Below are 20,134 nucleotides of genomic sequence, written 5' to 3'. Positions count from 1 at the left end.
GAGGTTGGAAATATGTTGCAGTGCAGCATGGGTTGAAGTTTAGGGTTATCCCTGGGTTTTGCAAGTCACTTTGACATGTTTAGAGGTGACGTTCTAAATCTTGATGGGCGTGGAGATTGGCCACAATGGCGGCCATCTCTCTTGTGATCAAAACGTCGATGCGTGCTTTTTATTCCGACCAGTTTGTGTTGCCCTTGCCACCCGGCCACCGCTTCCCAATGGCCAAGTACGCGTTGCTGCGTGAGCGCTTGGCCGTGGAGTTGCCAGACATTGTGTTGAACCCAGCTGAACCCGCCAGCAATGGGGAGCTGGCGTTGGTGCATTCCCCGGCTTATATCCAGTCGGTGATTGCAGGCACCCTCAGCGACGCTGCACAGCGCGAGATTGGATTTCCCTGGACACCTGCGATGGTGGAGCGCTCGCGTCGCTCGGCTGGTGCCACCGTGATGGCCGCACGTACCAGCTTGTTTGGAGCTGAAGGTATTGCGGCCAATTTAGCGGGAGGCACACACCACGCCTATGCTGAGCGTGGCAGTGGTTTTTGTGTGTTCAACGACGCCGCCGTGGCCGCGCGCTTGATGCAAGCTGAATGGGCACGCCAGCATGTGCAGCCGTTGAAGGTGGCGATCATTGATTTGGATGTGCACCAGGGCAATGGCACGGCGCATATTTTTGCCAATGACCCCCATGTGTTCACGCTGTCTCTGCATGGCGCACGCAATTTTCCGTTCGCCAAAGAGATGAGCAACTTGGATGTGGAGTTGCCCGATGGCTGCGGTGACGACGCTTACCTGGAGGCTTTGGATCAAGCCATGAGTACGCTGGAGACGCAGTTTGATCCAGGGTTGGTGATTTACCTCGCCGGTGCCGATCCACACGAAGGTGACAGGCTGGGCCGTTTGAAGTTGAGTTTTGATGGTTTGGAAGCGCGTGATCGACGTGTCTTTGACTGGGCGTTTCAACGCCGTGTGCCCTTGGCCTTTGCCATGGCGGGCGGTTATGGCAACGCCATCGAAGACACAGTTCAGGTGCAAGTCAATACCTACCGTGTCGCCCAAGCGTACTGGCGGGGCTGGCAAAATCTGCCCAGATGACACACACCTCCCAAGTTCGCATTCAGCCTGAGCCGCGCAGCGCGTTCAAGGCCTTTCGCCGCATTGATACGCGGTGGATGGACAACGATGTGTATGGGCATGTCAACAACGTTGTGTACTACAGCTGGTTTGACACGGCGGTGAATGCGCATCTCATAGAGCAAGGTGCGTTGGATATTCATCAAGGCGAGACGATTGGCTTGGTGGTCGAAACCCAGTGCAACTACTTTGCGCCACTGGCTTTTCCGCAGGTGGTGGAGGCGGGCATTCGGGTCGCACGCATGGGGGCGTCTAGCGTGCGTTACGAAGTGGGCTTGTTTGCCCAAGGGGAAGACTTGTGTGCAGCACGTGGCCACTTTGTGCATGTGTATGTGAGCAAAGAAACGCGGCGTCCTGTGACAGCTTTACCGATGAATTTAAAAACAGTTTTGGAGCAACTTGTATGAATGCAACGTCAACTTCTCACGATGTGGCTGCGGTCGACCATGCCATCACTTCGCGCATGTCGGTGCGTGCCTTTACTCAGCAGCCTGTGCCTCGGGAGTTAATTGCCGAGGTGTTGCAGGTGGCTAGCCGCGCGCCATCAGGCACCAACACGCAGCCTTGGAAGGTGTATGTGTTGCAAGGGGCCAGTCGCGACAGCTTGGTGGACAAGGTGTGCGCGACCCATGAGGCCATGCGCACCAACCCCGAGTTGGCCAAGGATTACCAAGAGCAGTACGACTATTACCCGGCGCAGTGGGTCAGCCCCTACATTGACCGCCGCCGTGAAAACGGGTGGAGCTTGTATGGCTTGTTGGGGATTGGCAAGGCCGACAAAGACAAGATGCACCAACAGCAGCAGCGCAATTTCCGCTTCTTTGATGCGCCTGTTGGCTTGATGTTCACGATGGACCCGGTGATGGGGCGCGGCTCGTTGTTGGACTTCGGTATGTTTTTGCAAAACATCATGGTGGCGGCACGTGCACGTGGTTTGCACACCTGCCCGCAGGCAGCTTGGAATGCGTTTCACAGCATCATCTTGCCGCACATCGGTGCAGGCGAAGGAGAGCGCATGGTCTGTGGCATGTCCTTGGGGTGGGCCGATGAGAGTGACAAGGTCAACACCTTGGTCACGCCGCGAGTGCCGGTAGAAGAATTTACACGTTGGGTGGATTGAACGTCATGATCATCACGAGCCTGCTTGACACCGATTTGTACAAGTTCACCATGATGCAAGCGGTGTTGCATCAGTTCCCCAGCGCGCAGGTCTCTTACAAGTTCAAGTGTCGCAACCCCGGCGTACAACTGGCCCCGTATGTGCAGGAAATTCGAGACGAAATTCGCTCGTTGTGCAGCTTGCATTTTCAAGATGCCGAGCTGGCTTGGTTACGCACCTTGCGCTTTATCAAGAGCGACTTTGTCGATTTTTTGGGACTGTTTCGCCTGAACGAAAAGTACATCCAAGTCACCGCCCTACCCAATGGGGAGATTGACATCAGCATCCAGGGCCCATGGCTACACACCATCTTGTTTGAAATTCCTGTGCTGGCCATCGTCAACGAAGTGTACTTTCGCAACACCCAGAAAGTGCCTGACTTTTTGGAGGGACGCAAACGCCTGGATCAAAAAATTGAAGCCTTGCACGCGGAGCGTTTGAGTGATTTGAAGATCGCCGACTACGGAACACGGCGACGTTTTTCGAAGGCCTGGCACGAAGAGTTGTTGCGAGTGCTCAGTGCCAAGTTGGGGACCGGGCCGCAAGGTCAGCTGGCAGGTACCAGCAACGCCCTGTTTGCCATGAAGCTCAACCTCACGCCCTTGGGCACGATGGCCCATGAGTATTTGCAAGCCTGCCAAGCGTTGGGGCCACGGTTGCGTGACAGTCAGGTGTTTGGTTTTGAAACTTGGGCCCGTGAGTACCGCGGCGACTTGGGCATTGCGCTCAGCGATGTGTACGGCATTGAGCCATTCCTGCGCGATTTCGACATGTACTTTTGCAAGTTGTTCGATGGCGCCCGCCACGACAGTGGCGATCCGTTCACTTGGGGCGAACGCATGATTGCGCACTACCGAAACAACCGGGTAGACCCCATGACCAAGACCTTGATTTTCAGCGATGGTCTGACGGTGGAGCGCATCATTGCGCTGTACCAGCAGTTTCGAGGTCGTTGTCAGTTGGCGTTTGGTATTGGCACCAACTTGACCAACGACCTGGGTTACGAGCCGTTACAAATTGTCATCAAGATGGTCAAGTGCAACGGTCAGCCGGTGGCCAAATTGTCGGATACCCCTTCGAAAAACATGTGTGAGGATGAAAAATACTTGGCTTATTTACGCCAGGTGTTTGACATTGCGCAGCCGGTCTAAAACAAACACGTATGTTGACTGCACTGGTTGTTATTTTTGTGCTGGCTTATGCCGCGATTGCGTTTGAGCACCCTCTCAAGATCAACAAATCAGCCTCAGCCTTGGTTGGTGCGGGTTTGTTGTGGACGATTTATGCGGTCAGCACTGGCGATGCACACAAGGTGGGAGAGCACTTGAACGAGTCGCTCATCAGTGCGGCTCAAATTGTGTTTTTCCTGATGGGCGCGATGGCCATCGTTGAAGTGGTTGACGCACACAATGGTTTTGAAGTCATCACATCGCGAATCAAAACCACCCAGCTTTCTGCTTTGATGTGGTTGGTTGGTTTTGTGTCTTTTTTCCTCAGCGCAATTTTGGACAACTTGACCACGACCATTGTGATGGTCTCTTTGATGAAGAAGTTGCTTGACCAACGTGAGGATCGGTTGTTCTTTGCCGGCATCATTGTGATTGCAGCCAATGCTGGTGGTGCTTGGTCACCCATTGGTGATGTGACGACAACCATGTTGTGGATTGGTGGGCAAATCACTGCGTTGGAAATCATCAAAGGGTTGTTTTTGCCGTCACTGGTGAATTTGCTGGTGCCTTTGTTGGTGACGGGTTTTTGGCTCAAAGGTCAACCGGTTGTTGCACCCGCAGCTTCTCAGGCCGACCAGTCCTCGTACGTCACCACGGCGTTTGAGCGAAACCTGATGTTCTTTTTGGGCTTAGGGATTTTGGTGGCCGTGCCTGCGTTTAAAACATGGACACATTTACCGCCATTCATGGGGGTGTTGTTTGGCCTGGGTGTTTTGTGGCTGGTCGGTGATTTGGTGCACCGTGATAAGGGCGATGAGGACAAGGCGCATTTGTCGCTCACACATGCGCTCACACGCATCGACATGTCATCGATTGTTTTCTTTGTCGGGATTTTGTTGTCGGTTGCTGTTTTAGAGCACACACATGTTCTGTCGAGTTTGGCAACCTGGCTTGATGAAACAGTAGGACGCCAAGATGTGATCGTGATGATCATTGGCGTGGTGAGTGCCATTGTGGACAACGTGCCATTGGTCGCAGCGTCGATGGGCATGTACAGCCTGACGCAATACCCCGCAGATAGCTTCTTATGGGAGTTCTTGGCCTATTGCGCAGGCACTGGCGGGTCTATTCTGATCATTGGCTCCGCGGCAGGTGTCGCTGCAATGGGGCTGGAGAAAATAGATTTTGTTTGGTACGTCAAAAAAATCAGTGCGCTTGCTTTGCTCGGTTACTTTTCTGGCGCTGTGTTCTACATCGCTCAATACACACTCACTCATTAATTGAAAGCTGTTTATGAAACCCAAAATCATCGTCGCCCGTCCTATTTTTGAAAGCGTCATACAGCGTCTGTCAGACCACTTTGACGTGACCGACAACCAAGCAGACCATCCATGGACCAAGGCGACTTGGACGGCGGCGTTGGCACAACACGCGGGTGCTTTCACCACTGGCTCTGACCCTGTGGACGCTGAGGTGTTGTCTGCTTGTCCTAATCTCAAGATGTGCGCCAACATGGCGGTGGGATTCAACAACTTTGATGTGCCTAACATGACCGCGCGTGCTGTACTGGCCTCTAACACGCCTGATGTGTTGACCGAGACCACAGCCGATTTCGGGTTCGCGTTGCTGATGGCCACTGCACGTCGCATGACCGAGAGCGAACATTATTTGCGCCGTGGTGAATGGAAACAATGGCGTTATGACATGTTTGCTGGTGCTGAGGTGCATGGCAGCACGATGGGTATTTTGGGCATGGGTCGCATTGGTCAAGCCATTGCACGCCGGGGTGCACATGGCTTTGGCATGAAGGTCATCTATCACAACCGTTCACGCCTGTCGTCAGAGCTAGAGACGGAATGCAAAGCCACCTATGTGAGCAAGGAAGAGTTGCTGCGCACGGCTGACCATGTGGTGTTGGTGGTGCCTTATTCGGCGGCTTCGCACCACACCATTGGTGCGGCAGAACTGGCGCAGATGAAGCCCACAGCCACCCTGGTGAATATTGCGCGTGGCGGCATTGTGGATGATGCGGCCTTGGCCGTGGCTTTGCGTGAGCGTCAAATTGCAGCGGCTGGTCTGGATGTGTTTGAAGGCGAACCCAAGGTGCATCCTGATTTGTTGACGGTGCCCAATGTGGTGTTGACACCGCACATCGCCAGCTCCTCGATTCAAACCCGCTTGGCGATGGCGAACTTGGCTGCAGACAATCTGATTTCTTACTTCACACAAGGCAAGGCCTTGACGCCCTTGAACACGCTGCCATGAATTTTGAGCTTGGATGGGGACTGGCGCTTGGCGTCTTGAACGCTGTGTTGTTGCTGGTTTTGTTGCGACGTTCGGGGTCGAGTAGCTCGGATGCTCAGACTGCGTGGGTGCTCAGTTTGCAGAACATGCAAGACAAACTGGAGCGCATGGAGCGCGAGTTGCGTCATGACATCAGTGAGTCATCACGGGGTGGACGCCAAGAGTTGACCCAAAGCTTGGCCACGTTTCAGCAAAGCCAAGTGCAGCAATTGACCTTGATGCAAAAGTCCATCAGCGACACCTTGAACCAGCAACTGCAACAGCTGCAACGCAGCAACGCCGAAAAGTTGGACGAAATGCGTCGCACCGTGGACGAGAAGTTGCAAACCACGTTGGAGAAGCGCTTGTCCGAGAGCTTCAAGCAAGTGGCCGAGCGTTTGGAGCAGGTACACAACGGTTTGGGCCAAATGCAAAAGTTGGCCGACGGTGTGGGCAGTTTGCAGCGCGTGTTGACCAACGTCAAAACGCGCGGCATGTTTGGCGAGGTGCAGCTAGAGGCCTTGTTGGAACAGGTGCTCACCGTCGAGCAATACGCCAAGCAGGTCGAAACCAAGCCTCGCAGCAACCAGCGGGTGGATTTTGCGATTCGCTTTCCAGGTCGAGGTGGCCATGACGGGGAGCCGGTGTGGCTGCCAATTGATGCCAAGTTCCCACGCGATGATTACGAGCGCTTGCTGGACGCTCACGACCGCGCCGATGCTTTGGCGGCCGAATTGGCCGCCAAAGCCCTGGAGACTCGCATTCGTACCGAAGCCAAGAGCATTGCTGAGAGTTATCTGGCACCACCGCACACCACCGATTTCGCCATTTTGTTTTTACCCGTGGAGGGCTTGTATGCCGAGGTGCTGCGCCGCCCAGGGTTGATGGACAGTTTGCAGCGCGATTACCGTGTCACGTTGGCGGGCCCCACGACCTTGTTGGCCATGCTCAACAGTTTGCACATGGGCTTTCGCACCTTAGCTTTGGAGCAGCAAGCCTCGGAAGTGTGGAAGGTTTTGGGGGCGGTCAAAACCGAATTCGAACGCTATGGCGATTGGGTGGAGAAGGTGCGCGAGCAAGTGCAAAAGGCTGCCGATACCTTGGACCGTGCCGATACCCGTAGCCGACAAATGCGCCGTGCGCTGAAAAATGTCGAGGCCTTGCCTGAGGGTGAAGCACAAGCGCTGCTGCCCAAGTTGGACGAGCCAGACGATACGGACGCTGCGTGAAACGCGAACTCGCCAAGTTGATTGCTGGGCAGGTTTGCCTGCATGCTTGCATGACAGGCATGCGCATGGCAGCCCCTTTGATGGCCTTGCGCAGCGGACAAAGCGAGGCTGCTGTGGGGGTGTTGCTGGCCTTGTTTGCCCTGACCCAAGTTTTCTTGGCCTTGCCAGCAGGGCGCTATGCCGATCGGCATGGCTTGAAACGACCTGTGATGTGGAGTGTGTTGACCTCTTTTGTGGGCGCGGGCATCGCTGCGATCTGGCCCATATTTCCCGTCCTGTGCGTGAGTGCGCTGTTGACGGGCGGTGCGACGGGCGCTGCGGTTATCGCCTTGCAGCGTCACGTTGGGAGAGCGGCACAAGACCTAACTCAACTCAAGCAGGCCTTCAGTTGGCTGGCCATTGGCCCCGCCATTTCTAACTTTATTGGTCCTTTCACTGCGGGTTTGTTGATTGACCATGCTGGGTTTCAATGGGCGTATGGCGCGATGGCTGTGTTGCCCCTGTTGACTTGGGCCTGGGTGCGTCAAACCCGTGAATTGCCCACTTTCGTCAAGCCCGAAGGACATGAAAAAAACAGAGCCTGGGACTTGTTGAATGCCCCCATGTTTCGCCGCCTGATGTTGGTGAACTGGTTTTTGTCGGCTTGCTGGGACGTGCATACCTTTGTGGTGCCGATCATGGGGCACGAGCGGGGTTTGAGTGCGTCGGCCATTGGCTCGATCTTGGGAGCCTTTGCGATTGCTGCTGCGTTGATTCGCATTGGCTTGCCATTTTTAGTCGCTCGCTTGCACGAGTGGCAGGTGCTGACCGGGGCAATGTTGATCACGTCGGTATTCTTGGCGCTATACCCGTTCATGAACACCGCCCTGAGCATGGGCTGTTGTTCGGTTCTGTTGGGTTTTTCGTTGGGTTCGGTGCAACCCATGGTGATGAGCACCTTGCACCAAATCACACCCGAGTCGCGCCATGGTGAAGCGATTGGCTTGCGTTTGATGGGCATCAACGCATCCAGTGTGGTCATGCCCATTGTGTTTGGTGCCGCAGGGGCTGTGGTGGGCATTGGCGGCGTTTTCTGGTGTGTTTCAGCCGTGGTGGGGCTGGGGTCGCGCAGCGCTTATCTGCTCAGAATTGGTAAAAAGCACGGATGACGTGCCATGCGTCCTCCACGCTGTCGACGTACTTGAACAGATCCAAATCTTCGGCGGATACTGCGCCTTCTTCGACCAACACCTGTGGGTTGAACAGGCGCTTCCAGTAGTCCGTGCCGAATAACACAATCGGCACAGGCTTGGCTTTTTTGCATTGAATCAATGTGAGCGTTTCAAACAGCTCGTCCAATGTGCCGAAGCCACCCGGAAAGGCCACCAAGGCTTTGGCGCGCATCATGAAATGCATTTTGCGCAAAGCAAAGTAATGGAACTTGAAGCTCAAGCCCGGCGTGATGTAGGGGTTGGGCGTTTGCTCATGGGGCAGGGCGATGTTGAGCCCCACGCTGATGCCGCCCGCTTCATGGGCACCACGGTTGGCAGCCTCCATGATGCCTGGACCACCGCCCGTGCAGATGAACATCTTGTTGCCATTGGTTTGCGTCAAGGTGTGTTGAGTGATGGTTTTACCCAGCGCACGCGCTTGTTCATAGAAATGGGCATTGCGCACCAAGGTGTGGGCGCGTGCCAAGGCCTCGGGCGAACCTTCTTGTTGTGCCAAGGTCAATTGCTGGGCTGCGACTTCTGCGCTGCGGAATCGGGCACTGCCAAACACCACCACCGTGTGCTCGATGCCCAAGGCCTGCTGTGCCAGGTCTGGCTTGAGCATTTCGAGTTGAAAGCGAATGCCACGCGTCTCTCGGCGCAGCAAAAACTCGGGGTCGGCAAAGGCCAGTCGGTTCGATTCGGGGACCAGCGCATCGGCATTTTCGTGTTGCGCCTTGAGAATTTCCCAGGCTTCGGCCAAGCGTTTGTCGTGAGGGTCAAGCATTCCATCCATGCACGGATGTTACTGGCATGCCGACGTGAAAAAGGCTCCCGAAGGAGCCTTTCTCAAAGAACACACGATAGGTTTAGACGCGTTTGCGGTATTCGCCCGTGCGGGTGTCGATTTCGACCTTGTCGCCTTGCGCCACAAAGATTGGCACACCGATTTCAAAGCCCGTGGAGATCTTGGCAGGCTTGAGCACCTTGCCAGAAGTGTCGCCTTTGACGGCAGGCTCTGTCCAGGTGATCTCACGCACCACGGTGGTGGGCAGTTCAACGGAAATAGCTTTTTCGTCGTAGAACACCACTTCGAGTGACATGCCGTCTTCGAGGTAGTTCAGGGCGTCGCCCATGTTGCTGGCTTCGACTTCGTACTGGTTGAACTCGGTGTCCATGCAGACATACATGGGATCAGCGAAGTAGGTGTAAGTGCACTCTTTTTTGTCCAAGATGACTTGGTCCATCTTGTCGTCGGCCCTGAACACGACTTCGGTGCCGAAGTTGGCGATCAGGCTCTTGAGCTTCATGCGAACGGTGGATGAGCCACGGCCGCCACGTTGGTATTCGGTGCGCAGGACAACCATGGGGTCTTTGCCGTGCATGATGACGTTGCCAGCGCGGATTTCTTGAGCGGTTTTCATAGTGTGTAGGGTTGATGAGTGAAATAGGGCCCACAAGCAACTCAAGCTGAGCAGGGCGAACTAAGCCTCTTATTTTAGCGGGTTTCAAAGTCGCCCCCGACGCTGCGATACCCAGCCGATCAACTGGGTACATAAATCGGTTTGTTTTCGCAATTGATCGCGACACGCTTGGCTCCAAGTCAACCAATCGGGGGGCAGTGTGTCAGGCCAATTGAGGGGTGTCGACGGGGGCACATGGTTCCAAACCTCATGGATTTGGCGCAGGTGACTTGGCATGCCGGTCGTTTGGCAGAACGCGCGCAGTTTGTCGTGGTGCGCCAAATCATCTTGTGGGTAGATGTGCCAAACCAAGGGCTTGCCCGCCCACAGGGCGCGAACCAGAGAGTCTTCACCTCGCACAAAGTTCAGGTCACAGGCCCAGAGCAGGTGGTCGAACTCGGTCTGACTCATGTAGGGCAAGTAGGTGATGTGCAAATGACCAGCACCTTGTGATGGCCATGCCAGCGTTTGGCAGGCTTGCGTTGTGGCCGCTTGCGCACGACCCGCAGTGACGCACAGGTACGTGGGTTGGGGGGCGCAGCTCAGGGCATGCAGCAGCGCCGGCAAGCCATGGGGTTCATAGCAAAACAGCGACATCCAGCGTTCTTGCGCGTGTAAGGGGTGCTGTCCACGTCGGACCGTACGCCAGGCGTGTGTGTCAAATTTTTGCTGCCGTGAGTCCAAATCAGGCTCGCGCAGCAACCCCCCTGTGCCTTCAGTAAAGCCAGGGTAAAAAAACCATTTGGTGGCACCGCGTGCGGGGCCCTGCATCACTGGGGAGGGCAAGCCGTGAGAGCGGCCGACATAGTCTTCGGCGCTGAGGTATTCGAGGTTGACCCATACCGTGCGCGGCTGTTTGGCAATGGCGCATTCGACCGCTTCGGGCAAATGACAGCCAAAGGCTTCAATGACCACGTGGCCGACTTCGGTGGTCTGTTCGGCCGCGGTCCATGGATGGACTTCAACGCCAGCGCAGCCAGAGGGGGCCATCCAAGCCAAGGCCGACGCATCGTCGACCCACAGGCGTACTTGGTGGCCGCGCGTGCCAAGGTCGGCGCACAGCCGCCAGCACACACCCAAGTCACCGTGGTTGTCGATGACGCGGCAAAAAATATCCCAAGTCCATGTGGTTTGTTTCACGCAGGGGATTGTCCACAATACGGGGATGCAAGAAGAACCCGTTTCCCGTCATTCGCCTGAGTTGTTGCAACAAGTGGCGGCCCTGCCTGCGTTGCCTGGTGTGTACCGCTACTTCGATTCGCAAGATCAAGTGTTGTATGTGGGCAAGGCCATCAGCCTGAAGAAGCGGGTGGCGAGTTATTTTCAAAAAGACCATGGCGGCACACGCATCGGGCACATGGTGAGCAAGATCGTGCGTCTGGAGACCACGGTGGTGCGCTCAGAAGCAGAGGCTTTGCTGCTTGAAAACAACCTGATCAAGTCACTCAAACCCAAGTACAACATCTTGTTTCGTGATGACAAGAGTTACCCCTATCTCAAGCTCACACGCGCCTTGCCCGTCAAGACAAAGGACGATGTGACAACGGCAGGCGTTGCCACGCCGAGCGCGACGCAAGTGCCGCGCGTGGTGTATTACCGCGGGGCGGTGGATAAACGGCACGACTACTTCGGACCTTACCCCAGCGTGTGGGCGGTGCGTGAAGCGATTCAGTTGCTGCAAAAAGTATTTCGTCTGCGCACCTGTGAGGACACCGTGTTCAGCAACCGCACCCGACCCTGTTTGCTGTTTCAAATCAAACGTTGCTCGGCGCCGTGCGTGGGGCATATTTCTGTGGCCGACTACCAACGCGATGTGGACAGTGCCATGCGTTTGCTACGCGGCCAAACGCAAGAGGTGATGACCTCGATTGAGCAGCGCATGATGGCGCATGCCGAGCGGCTGGAGTTTGAGCAAGCGGCTGAGTTGCGCAATCAAATGAGCGCCTTGTCCAAGGTGCTGCACAGTCAAGCCATGGACACGGTGGGTGATCAAGACGTGGACATTTTGGCCGTCAAGGTGCAAGGCGGCAAAGCCTGCGTGAACCTGGCGATGGTGCGCGGGGGGCGCCACCTCGGCGACCGGCCTTACTTTCCGGTGCATGTGGACGATGCCGAGCCAGTGGAGGTGTTAGAGGCGTTCTTGAGTCAGCATTACCTGGAGGTGCCGGTGCCTCCCGCGCTGATCACCAGCCATGCGGTCGACAAGGAGCTGATCCATGCGTTGATTGAGCAGACGGGGGTCAAGATATCGGCGGTGCATAACCCTCGCGAACAGCGTCGCGTGTGGCTGGAGATGGCGCAACAAAATGCCGACATTCAATTGGCGCGGTTACTGGCCGAGGAAGGGTCGCAACAGGCACGCACGCGTGCCTTGGTGGACGCGCTGGATTTGGCCCCCGAAGACATCGACAGCTTTCGCATGGAGTGTTTTGATATTTCGCACACGGCGGGTGAATCCACCCAAGCGTCATGTGTGGTGTTTCATCACCACAAGATGCAAAGCAGCGAATACCGCCGATACAACATTGAGGGCATCACGCCAGGAGACGATTACGCGGCCATGCGCCAAGTGCTGACGCGTCGTTACAGCAAATTGGCCGAGGCGGTGCGTGCAGGTGAGGGCAAGTTGCCTGACTTGGTGCTGATCGATGGCGGCAAAGGCCAGGTGTCGATGGCGCGCGAGGTGTTTGAGTCGCTGGGTTTGGACTTGTCGCGCATCGTGGGGGTGGAAAAAGGCGAAGGCCGTAAGGTGGGCCTGGAAGAGTTGGTGTTTGCCGATGGCCGTGAGAAGGTGTATTTGGGCCGTGACTCGGCGGCCTTGATGCTGGTGGCCCAGGTGCGCGATGAGGCGCACCGCTTTGCCATCACGGGCATGCGCGCTGCACGTGCCAAGGTGCGTGTGGGAGGCAGCAAGCTGGAAGAAATTGCAGGAGTTGGCCCCAAGAAACGCGCCAAGTTGTTGCAACGGTTTGGTGGCGCGCGTGGCGTGGCGGATGCCAGCGTGCAAGACTTGATGTCGGTGGATGGCATCTCGGCCGAGCTGGCACAAACGATTTACCAAGCCTTGCGTTGATCACCGGTGGCTGTCTGCGGGCGATGGCTTAAGCCTTCAATACCTCAAGCAAGCGGTCCAAGCCACCGGCATTGATGGCCACCATGGCTTGCTCTCGTACTCTGGGCTTGGCGTGGTAGGCCACGGACAAACCGGCTGCGCCCATCATCAACAGATCATTGGCACCGTCACCCATGGCGATGGCTTGTTGGGGGCTGATGCCCAGCTGAGCGCAGGTCTCCAACATCATCTTGCGTTTCTCAGCGCCGTCACAGATGTCACCCCAGGGTTGATCAACCATGCGACCCGTGAGGTGACCGTCGATGATTTCGAGCACGTTGCTGCGCGAATAGTCAATGTTGAGCAAGCCGCAGACACGCTCGGCAAAAAAAGTGAAGCCGCCGCTGACCAACAGCACTTTCATGCCGTGTGCTTTGCAGGTGTCGATCAGTGTTTTTGCGCCAGCGTTCACACGCAGACGCTTGTCGTACACCTCCCCCAGGGCCTGTTGAGGAACCCCTTTGAGCAGGGTGACGCGGCGACGCAGGCTTTCTTTGAAGTCTGTAATTTCGCCGCGCATGGCGGCTTCGGTGATGGCGGCTACTTCGGCTTTGCGGCCGGCTGCATCGGCGACTTCATCAATGCATTCGATGTTGATGAGGGTCGAGTCCATGTCGAACGCAATGAGCTTGAAGTCCTGCAAGCGCAATGGCGGGGTGAAACCTTGGAGAACCAAATCGGGGGCGAATTCGTAAGACATGTCTTGTCAGGAAAAAAATTAAACCTTGAGGTACATCTGGTCAGACCAAGTGGCCAACCATTGTGGGCGATAGGCGAGGAAGATGGCGCAGACCATGCCAGTGATGAACGCGTCACCCCAGGCCATGAGCCACAGTCCAATCATGGACAAGCTGCTGCTGACGTAGGGCACTTCATGTCCCAGGGATTGAGCCAGCACACTGGACAAAAAGATGCACAGCACGGCACCTAAAAAACCTCGTCCCAACACGTAAACAAACGGATGGTGGCTGACCCATCGCCGCAGTGCGGCGCCTAGCAGCAAGGTGAAGGTGGCAGGGACCAGGCCTTGCCATACCACCAAACCCAAGGCGGCTTCTGCACTGGTGCTGGAAATCACGGTGGTGATCGCCCCAATGGCGGTCAAGGTCAAGACGGCCAGGGGCCAGCCTAGCATCAGCGTGACCAGCGGCGCTCCCGACCAATGAAGTTGCAACGGCATGTGGTGCAAGTTGGGCAAGGCCCACAGCCAGGGGAGAAGCACCACGCTGGCCAGCATGGGGGTGAGTAATGCGGAGCCCGCACCCAGCATGCGCCAAGGCCGCATCCAAAGCGATGCGCCCAGTGCCAGCAGGGTCAGTGCAAGTTCGAGTCCCATCAGGCTTCAGTGCACGGTGGTTGCAGGGGCGGGCGGTGCAGCCGCTGTGGGTGTGCCCAGTGAGCGCAAGGCATCACGCACCATGTGTGCCCTTGCCTTGGGCTCAGGCAGATCACGTTCAATACGCAAGCGGTCATTGCCAGCAAGTTTGATGTGCTTGTTTTTTTGTACCAACTCGATGATGCGCATGGCGTCAAAGGGTGGGTTGGCTTTGAAGCTGATGTGGATCACGCCAGGTGCCGCATCGACTTTGGTGACCCCGTAGCTACGCGCCAGCACGCGCAAGCGGTGCACGTCGATCAAGGTCTGGGCTTGTGTCGGCAGTTTGCCGAAACGATCCACAATTTCTTCCAGCAAGGCGTCGATTTGGTCGGAGGTTTTGGCCGTGGCCAATTTTTTATAGAAGGACAAACGCAGGTGCACGTCGCCGCAATAGTCGTCAGGCAACAAGGCTGGGGCGTGCAGATTGATGTCGGTGGTGGCGCTCAAAGGGCTGAGCAAGTCTGGCTCTTCACCATTTTTGAGCGCACGCACGGCTTCGTTGAGCATTTCGTTGTAGAGCTGAAAGCCAACTTCCAGCATATTGCCGCTTTGGTTTTCGCCCAACACTTCGCCGGCGCCTCGAATTTCGAGGTCGTGCATCGCGAGGTAAAAGCCCGAGCCCAATTCTTCCATTTGCTGAATCGCATCCAAGCGTTGGGCGGCTTGCTTGGTCAGCCCTTGGGTGTCTGGCACCATCAGGTACGCATAGGCTTGGTGGTGGCTGCGTCCGACGCGCCCGCGCAGTTGGTGCAGTTGGGCCAAGCCAAATTTGTCGGCACGGCTCATGATGATGGTGTTGGCGCTTGGCACATCAATGCCGGTCTCAATGATGGTGGAGCACAACAGCACGTTGAAGCGCTGGGCCACGAAGTCGCGCATGACGCGCTCTAGCTCACGCTCTGGCATCTGGCCGTGCGCCACGGCAATGCGCGCTTCAGGTAAGAGTTCTTCCAGGCGCGCACGGCGGTTTTCGATGGTGTCGACTTCGTTGTGCAAAAAGTAGCACTGGCCACCACGTTTGAGTTCGCGCATCACGGCTTCGCGGATGACGCCATTGCCCTCGTTGCGTACAAAGGTTTTGATGGCCAGTCGGCGTTGAGGTGCGGTGGCAATGACGCTCAAGTCACGCAGGCCTTCGAGCGCCATGCCCAAGGTCCTGGGAATCGGCGTGGCAGTTAAGGTGAGCACATCCACTTCGGCGCGCATGGCTTTCATGGCTTCTTTGTGACGCACGCCAAAACGGTGTTCTTCATCGATGATGAGCAGACCGAGGTTTTTGAATTTGACCGATTCGCTCAACAGCTTGTGGGTGCCCACCACGATGTCGACTTGTCCTTCGGCCAAACCTTTGGCAGCGGCGGTGATTTCTTTGGTCGAACGAAAACGGCTCATCTCGGCAATCTTGACCGGCCATTTGCTGAAGCGGTCGGTGAGCGTTTGGTAGTGCTGCTCAGCCAACAAAGTGGTGGGGGCCAGCAAGGCGACTTGCTTGCCGCCCGTGACCGCCACAAAGGCCGCGCGCAAGGCGACTTCTGTTTTACCGAATCCCACATCACCGCAGACGAGGCGGTCCATGGGGCGTGGGCTGATCATGTCTTGTATGACGGCGTGGATGGCGGCGCGTTGGTCTGCCGTTTCTTCAAAACCAAAGTCGTTGGCGAAGGTTTCGTAGTCTTGTGGCGAGTAGCGGAAAGGGTGGCCTTGGCGCGCCGCACGACGGGCGTAAATGTTGAGCAATTCTGCGGCTGCATCGCGCACTTGCTCGGCGGCGCGGCGTTTGGCTTTGTCCCACTGCGCCGAGCCCAGTTTGTGCAACGGGGCCTCGTCGGCGCTGACGCCGGTGTAGCGTCCAATCAAATGCAATTGGCTCACCGGCACGTAGAGCACGGCCTGGTCGGCGTATTCCAGATGCAAGAATTCTTGCAGGGCAGGCGTGCCATCCGGGTTCTTTTCGCCCAAGTCCATGTTGACCAAACCACGGTAGCGACCAATGCCGTGGGCGTTGTGTACCACCGGATCTCCGAGGTTGAGCTCAGACAAGTCTTTGATGAGTGACTCGACGTCGCTGATTTGTTCTTGTTTTTTACGCCGACGTGTGGTGGCCCCTGCGGCAAACAACTCGGTCTCAGTGATCAGGTCGATGCCTGCTTCGGTCCAACTGAAGCCGACTTGCAGAGCCGATGTAGCAATGCCAATTTTTTCGTCGCTGGCTTGGAATTCAGCCAGTGAGTCAAAGGCAGGCGGGCTGAACTGGGACGCGCGCAAGAAGTCCAGCAGGCTTTCACGCCGGCCATCGCTCTCGGCCAGCACCAGCAAGCGTTGGGTGGTGTGCTTGGCGTGATGTTGCAATCGCTGCAAGGGCTCTGCCGCACCACGCACGACGGTCAGGTCTGGCAGTGTTTGGACAAAGGCATTGTCTGGAACGTCGGTGACCTGCGGCCGCAGCGAGAACTGGGCGTAGACGTTGGCTGCCGCATAAAACTGCTCAGCATTGAGGAATAAGTTGATGGGCGGCAGTGCGGGTCGTTCAGGGTCGCCTTGCACCAATCGGTAGCGGTCTTGGGTGTCTTGCCAAAACTGCTGAATGACGGGCTCCAAATCACCGTGCAACACCACGGTGGCGTGGGTGCCCAGGTAATCAAATACGGTGGCGGTTTCTTCAAAAAACAAGGGCAGGTAGTACTCAATACCCGCAGTCGCCACGCCATTGCCAATGTCTTTGTAGATCCGGCTTTTGGTGGGGTCACCCTCTAGCAGCTCTCGCCAGCGGCTTCTGAATTGCGTGCGTGCTGTGTCGTCCATGGGAAATTCACGGCCGGGCAGTAAGCGCACTTCTGCAACGGGATACAGGCTGCGTTGGGTATCAGGGTCAAAGGTTCTGATGGAGTCGATCTCGTTGTCAAACAGATCGACGCGATAAGGCACCAGAGAGCCCATGGGGAAGAGGTCAATCAAGCCCCCGCGTACAGCATATTCGCCCGGACTCACCACTTGGGTCACATGGCTGTAGCCTGCAAGCGTGAGTTGTGCTTTGAGCTTGGCTTCGTCTAAAGCTTGGCGGACTTTGAAGTGAAAGGTATAGCCGGCTAAGAAGGCGGGTGGCGCCAAACGGTAGAGGGCGGTGGTGGCTGGAATCAACACCACATCGGCTTCGCCTTGGGAGATGCGCCACAAAGTTGCCAGGCGCTCGCTGATCAGGTCTTGATGCGGTGAAAAGCTGTCATAGGGCAAGGTTTCCCAATCGGGGAACAGCACGCAACGAAGATCAGGCGCAAAGAAGGCCATTTCGTCTTGTAGACGTTGCGCATCGGTCGCGTTCGCGGTGATGATGGCAACCCGTTGTTGGTTGGTTTTTTCGCGTGCGCTGAGTTGTGCCAACAGCAAAGCGTCCGCAGAACCAACAGGGCGGGGCATGGCAAATCGCTTGCCGGGACTCAAAGAGGGCAGATGCATTGCCGCAATTCTAGAATGGTGGACCGGATGAAGATCCGCATTTATCCCTCTATAACCCTCATGCCCCATTCCTCTGCCCGCTTCTTCGCTTTGATTCCGTGTGCAGGCTCAGGTAGCCGTGCAGGCACATCGCGTCCCAAACAGTACCAAGAGATTGCTGGTTTGCCGATGGTGATGCATACGCTCAGGGCTTTTGCGGCTGTGTTACGCCTTACGCGAGGGTTGTTGGTTGTGGCACCCGATGACTCCCACATGGAGGAGGTGATGGCAGCCGATCCTCAACCTTTGTTCACGGTGGCCCATGTGGGTGGGGCTAGCCGTGCCGCCAGTGTGATGGCCGGTTTACGTGAACTTTCTGCACTAGGCGCGCAAGAGACAGACTGGGTACTGGTCCACGATGCCGCGCGCTGTTTGGTGACACCAGAACAAATCAATGCCCTGATCGACGCCTGCCAAGGCGATGCTGTGGGTGGATTGTTGGCACATCCGGTGGCTGATACGCTCAAGCAAGAGTTTCGTGGCCGTGTGAGCAGCACCATTGCGCGTGACAGCAAATGGCTTGCTCAAACGCCGCAAATGTTTCGCAAGGGCGAGCTGTGGGCTGCGCTAACGCATGCCGGTCATGACGTGACGGATGAGTCCAGCGCCATGGAGGCTGCAGGTTTTGCGCCTCGACTGGTTGCGGCAAGTGCCCAAAATTTCAAAGTGACTTATCCAGAGGATTTTGCTTTGGCGCATGCCGTTTTTATGTTGCGATTGGAAAAGAGATGAAACGATGACAACACCTAGATTTCGTGTTGGTGAAGGTTGGGATGTCCATGCGTTGGTCGAAGGTCGTCCACTCACGATTGGAGGCGTGCAAATTCAACACACGCATGGATTACTTGGGCACTCAGACGCCGATGTGTTGATGCACGCCATCACAGATGCCTTGCTAGGTGCCGCTGCCCTTGGAGATATTGGGCGCCATTTCCCTGATACAGACGCACGCTTTAAAGGTGCCGATTCTTGGGGTTTGTTGCAACAGGCAGGGGCCCGGGTACGCGAGGCTGGCTGGCGTATAGGCAACGTGGACAGCACGGTGATTGCCCAGGCACCTAAGTTGGCCACGTACATACCAGCGATGTGCTTGCGGATTGCACAAGCCTTAGCGATCGAAGTCGATCAGGTCAATGTGAAAGCAAAAACAGCTGAAAAAATGGGCCCCGTTGGTTTGGGGCAGAGCATCGAAGCCCGTGCGCTGACTTTGATTTACTGATCTTTTGCGCTCAAGGCCGCCAATCCGTCAACGACTTCACGAATGACCCGGCGGTGCTCGGGTTGAAGGGCAAAGTAACTGGCGATCAACTGCTGGTCAACCAAGTTCATGGCTTCTTCTTTGCCGGCAGCGTTGTTGGTGCCTACTGGGGGGGTGCCAAATAGTAGGCCTTCTGGAGATACCTTCAGCCATCTCGACAACACCAATAGTTTGTCTTGTTTGGGAATGGATACGCCCATCAGCCAATTGCGCGCGGCATGGGATGAAATGCCATCCCCCCAATAACGCAAATTGAATTCGCTGGCGACGATGGTTGCTGAGACACGAACGCCTGCATCTTTCAAAGCCTCACGGAGGCGGTCTGCAAACGTTCCCGGTACTTTTCTGTTGCTTTTTGTCATGACTCAAGCCTAAAAGGTAATCCGATGAATGAACTAATTCTAAGTTAAAAAACATAGTAAGTTACACCTAAAGAATTACTTCGATGCTTGGTGTTGTCTATGGCTAGATTTATTGTGCGGTCCAGCCACCATCCATGTTCCAAGCTACGCCGCGAACGTTGTTGGCGGCTGTTGAGCACAAAAAGACAGCCAGTTCACCCAACTCTTCTGGTGTCGTGAACTGCATGGACGGCTCCTTTTCTCCCAACAATAGTTTGGTTGCCTCTTCGTTGGAGAGTGACAGTTCGTGGGCTTTGGCGTCGACTTGTTTTTGGACCAAAGGTGTCAGCACCCAGCCAGGACAAATGGCATTGCATGTGATGCCTGAGGTGGCGTTTTCCAGGGCGGTCACTTTTGTGAGTCCCACGATGCCGTGTTTGGCGGCGACATAGGCCGACTTCTGTGCGGAGCCGACCAAGCCATGTACGGATGCCACATTGAGGATGCGGCCCCAATTTTTTTGTTGCATGTACGGCAATGCCAACCGTGAGGTATGAAACGCACTACTTAGGTTGATGGCAATGATGGCATCCCAGCGTTCGACTGGGAAATTCTCAACAGCTGCCACGTGTTGAATTCCTGCGTTATTGACCAAGATGTCTACACCCCCAAAGGCCTCGCTGGCGAACTGCATCATGGCCTGAATTTCTGACGCCTTGCTCATGTCTGCACCGTGGTAGCGAACTTGGACGCCCAAAGCCTCCACCTCGGCTTTGGGGGCTTGGTAGTCACCAAATCCATTCAGCACAATATTGGCGCCTTGTTTTGCCAAGCACTTGGCAATGCCTAAGCCTATACCGCTGGTGGAACCGGTGACCAATGCTGTTTTACCTGAAAGCGTGCGTTCAGCCATGAAAAACTCCATAT

The 20,134-nt window shown here is 56.1% G+C and carries 19 protein-coding genes; 11 read left to right on the top strand and 8 right to left on the bottom strand.

Translation table 11 applies throughout. The features are described from left to right. Positions 1–158: 158 nt before the first annotated feature. The 8 genes from B9Z41_RS09370 to B9Z41_RS09335 are packed head-to-tail and all read left to right on the top strand — an operon-like array spanning position 159 to position 8,121. On the top strand, positions 159–1,094 hold the full coding sequence (locus tag B9Z41_RS09370) for a histone deacetylase (RefSeq protein WP_100146892.1): 936 nt from the start codon (positions 159–161) through the stop codon (positions 1,092–1,094). After that, positions 1,091–1,540: a thioesterase family protein gene (locus B9Z41_RS09365; RefSeq protein ID WP_100146800.1), complete on the top strand. Its 450-nt coding sequence runs from the start codon at positions 1,091–1,093 to the stop codon at positions 1,538–1,540. Before B9Z41_RS09370 ends, B9Z41_RS09365 begins: the two co-directional genes overlap by 4 nt. Then, a complete protein-coding gene (locus B9Z41_RS09360; protein ID WP_100146799.1) occupies positions 1,537–2,253 on the top strand; it encodes a nitroreductase in 717 nt (238 codons plus the stop codon). The genes B9Z41_RS09365 and B9Z41_RS09360 overlap by 4 nt, the downstream gene beginning before the upstream one ends. Before the next feature lie 5 nt (positions 2,254–2,258). Then, positions 2,259–3,443, top strand: a complete 1,185-nt coding sequence (pncB, locus tag B9Z41_RS09355; protein WP_100146891.1) for a nicotinate phosphoribosyltransferase — start codon at positions 2,259–2,261, stop codon at positions 3,441–3,443. A gap of 11 nt (positions 3,444–3,454) precedes the next feature. Beyond that, positions 3,455–4,741 (top strand): sodium:proton antiporter NhaD, encoded by a 1,287-nt coding sequence (gene nhaD, locus B9Z41_RS09350; protein WP_100146798.1) that lies wholly within the window; start codon positions 3,455–3,457, stop codon positions 4,739–4,741. A gap of 13 nt (positions 4,742–4,754) precedes the next feature. After that, complete coding sequence (locus B9Z41_RS09345) at positions 4,755–5,726, top strand: D-glycerate dehydrogenase (protein WP_100146797.1); 972 nt, start codon at positions 4,755–4,757, stop codon at positions 5,724–5,726. Then, on the top strand, positions 5,723–6,973 hold the full coding sequence (locus tag B9Z41_RS09340; protein ID WP_100146796.1) for a DNA recombination protein RmuC: 1,251 nt from the start codon (positions 5,723–5,725) through the stop codon (positions 6,971–6,973). The genes B9Z41_RS09345 and B9Z41_RS09340 overlap by 4 nt, the downstream gene beginning before the upstream one ends. Continuing rightward, positions 6,970–8,121: an MFS transporter gene (locus B9Z41_RS09335; protein WP_100146795.1), complete on the top strand. Its 1,152-nt coding sequence runs from the start codon at positions 6,970–6,972 to the stop codon at positions 8,119–8,121. Before B9Z41_RS09340 ends, B9Z41_RS09335 begins: the two co-directional genes overlap by 4 nt. Here the strand turns inward: B9Z41_RS09335 and B9Z41_RS09330 are convergent. The 3 genes from B9Z41_RS09330 to earP form a co-directional block, all read right to left on the bottom strand. Continuing rightward, positions 8,096–8,959 (bottom strand): TIGR00730 family Rossman fold protein, encoded by an 864-nt coding sequence (locus tag B9Z41_RS09330; protein ID WP_100146794.1) that lies wholly within the window; start codon positions 8,957–8,959, stop codon positions 8,096–8,098. The two genes, B9Z41_RS09335 and B9Z41_RS09330, sit on opposite strands and share 26 nt — an antisense overlap. Before the next feature lie 73 nt (positions 8,960–9,032). Continuing rightward, a complete protein-coding gene (gene efp, locus B9Z41_RS09325) occupies positions 9,033–9,587 on the bottom strand; it encodes an elongation factor P (RefSeq protein WP_100146793.1) in 555 nt (184 codons plus the stop codon). A gap of 84 nt (positions 9,588–9,671) precedes the next feature. Further along, positions 9,672–10,766, bottom strand: a complete 1,095-nt coding sequence (earP, locus tag B9Z41_RS09320) for an elongation factor P maturation arginine rhamnosyltransferase EarP (protein WP_199172966.1) — start codon at positions 10,764–10,766, stop codon at positions 9,672–9,674. Positions 10,767–10,791: 25 nt separating this feature from the next. Between earP and uvrC the strand changes: the two genes are divergently transcribed. After that, positions 10,792–12,699 carry an excinuclease ABC subunit UvrC gene (gene uvrC / locus B9Z41_RS09315; RefSeq protein ID WP_100146791.1) on the top strand — a complete coding sequence of 636 codons (1,908 nt, stop codon included), beginning with the start codon at positions 10,792–10,794 and terminating at the stop codon, positions 12,697–12,699. A 28-nt stretch (positions 12,700–12,727) separates the two neighbouring features. Here uvrC and serB read toward each other — a convergent pair whose 3' ends face one another. The 3 genes from serB to mfd are packed head-to-tail and all read right to left on the bottom strand — an operon-like array spanning position 12,728 to position 17,569. Then, positions 12,728–13,438, bottom strand: a complete 711-nt coding sequence (gene serB / locus B9Z41_RS09310; protein WP_100146790.1) for a phosphoserine phosphatase SerB — start codon at positions 13,436–13,438, stop codon at positions 12,728–12,730. Positions 13,439–13,456: 18 nt separating this feature from the next. Next, complete coding sequence (locus B9Z41_RS09305) at positions 13,457–14,074, bottom strand: hypothetical protein (RefSeq protein ID WP_100146789.1); 618 nt, start codon at positions 14,072–14,074, stop codon at positions 13,457–13,459. A gap of 6 nt (positions 14,075–14,080) precedes the next feature. Further along, positions 14,081–17,569, bottom strand: coding sequence for a transcription-repair coupling factor (gene mfd, locus B9Z41_RS09300; protein ID WP_100146788.1), 3,489 nt, complete (start codon positions 17,567–17,569; stop codon positions 14,081–14,083). 60 nt (positions 17,570–17,629) lie between these two features. On the opposite strand from mfd, the gene ispD reads away from it, so the two are divergent. Both ispD and ispF read left to right on the top strand, forming a co-directional pair. Continuing rightward, positions 17,630–18,340: a 2-C-methyl-D-erythritol 4-phosphate cytidylyltransferase gene (gene ispD, locus B9Z41_RS09295; RefSeq protein ID WP_369823315.1), complete on the top strand. Its 711-nt coding sequence runs from the start codon at positions 17,630–17,632 to the stop codon at positions 18,338–18,340. Between the two features lie 4 nt (positions 18,341–18,344). Next, a complete protein-coding gene (ispF, locus tag B9Z41_RS09290) occupies positions 18,345–18,827 on the top strand; it encodes a 2-C-methyl-D-erythritol 2,4-cyclodiphosphate synthase (RefSeq protein ID WP_100146786.1) in 483 nt (160 codons plus the stop codon). Here the strand turns inward: ispF and B9Z41_RS09285 are convergent. Together B9Z41_RS09285 and B9Z41_RS09280 are read right to left on the bottom strand one after the other, a co-directional pair. Next, the gene (locus B9Z41_RS09285; protein WP_100146785.1) at positions 18,821–19,228 is read right to left on the bottom strand and encodes a hypothetical protein; all 408 of its coding nucleotides are present in this window, start codon (positions 19,226–19,228) and stop codon (positions 18,821–18,823) included. The genes ispF and B9Z41_RS09285 overlap by 7 nt on opposite strands. 109 nt (positions 19,229–19,337) lie before the next feature. Further along, on the bottom strand, positions 19,338–20,120 hold the full coding sequence (locus B9Z41_RS09280; protein ID WP_100146890.1) for a 3-hydroxybutyrate dehydrogenase: 783 nt from the start codon (positions 20,118–20,120) through the stop codon (positions 19,338–19,340). Positions 20,121–20,134: the final 14 nt, after the last annotated feature.

The organism is Limnohabitans sp. JirII-31 (assembly GCF_002778315.1).
Lineage (GTDB): Bacteria > Pseudomonadota > Gammaproteobacteria > Burkholderiales > Burkholderiaceae_C > Limnohabitans.
Note: the sequence above shows the minus strand (reverse complement) of the source record. Positions and strands in the feature narration are given on the sequence as shown.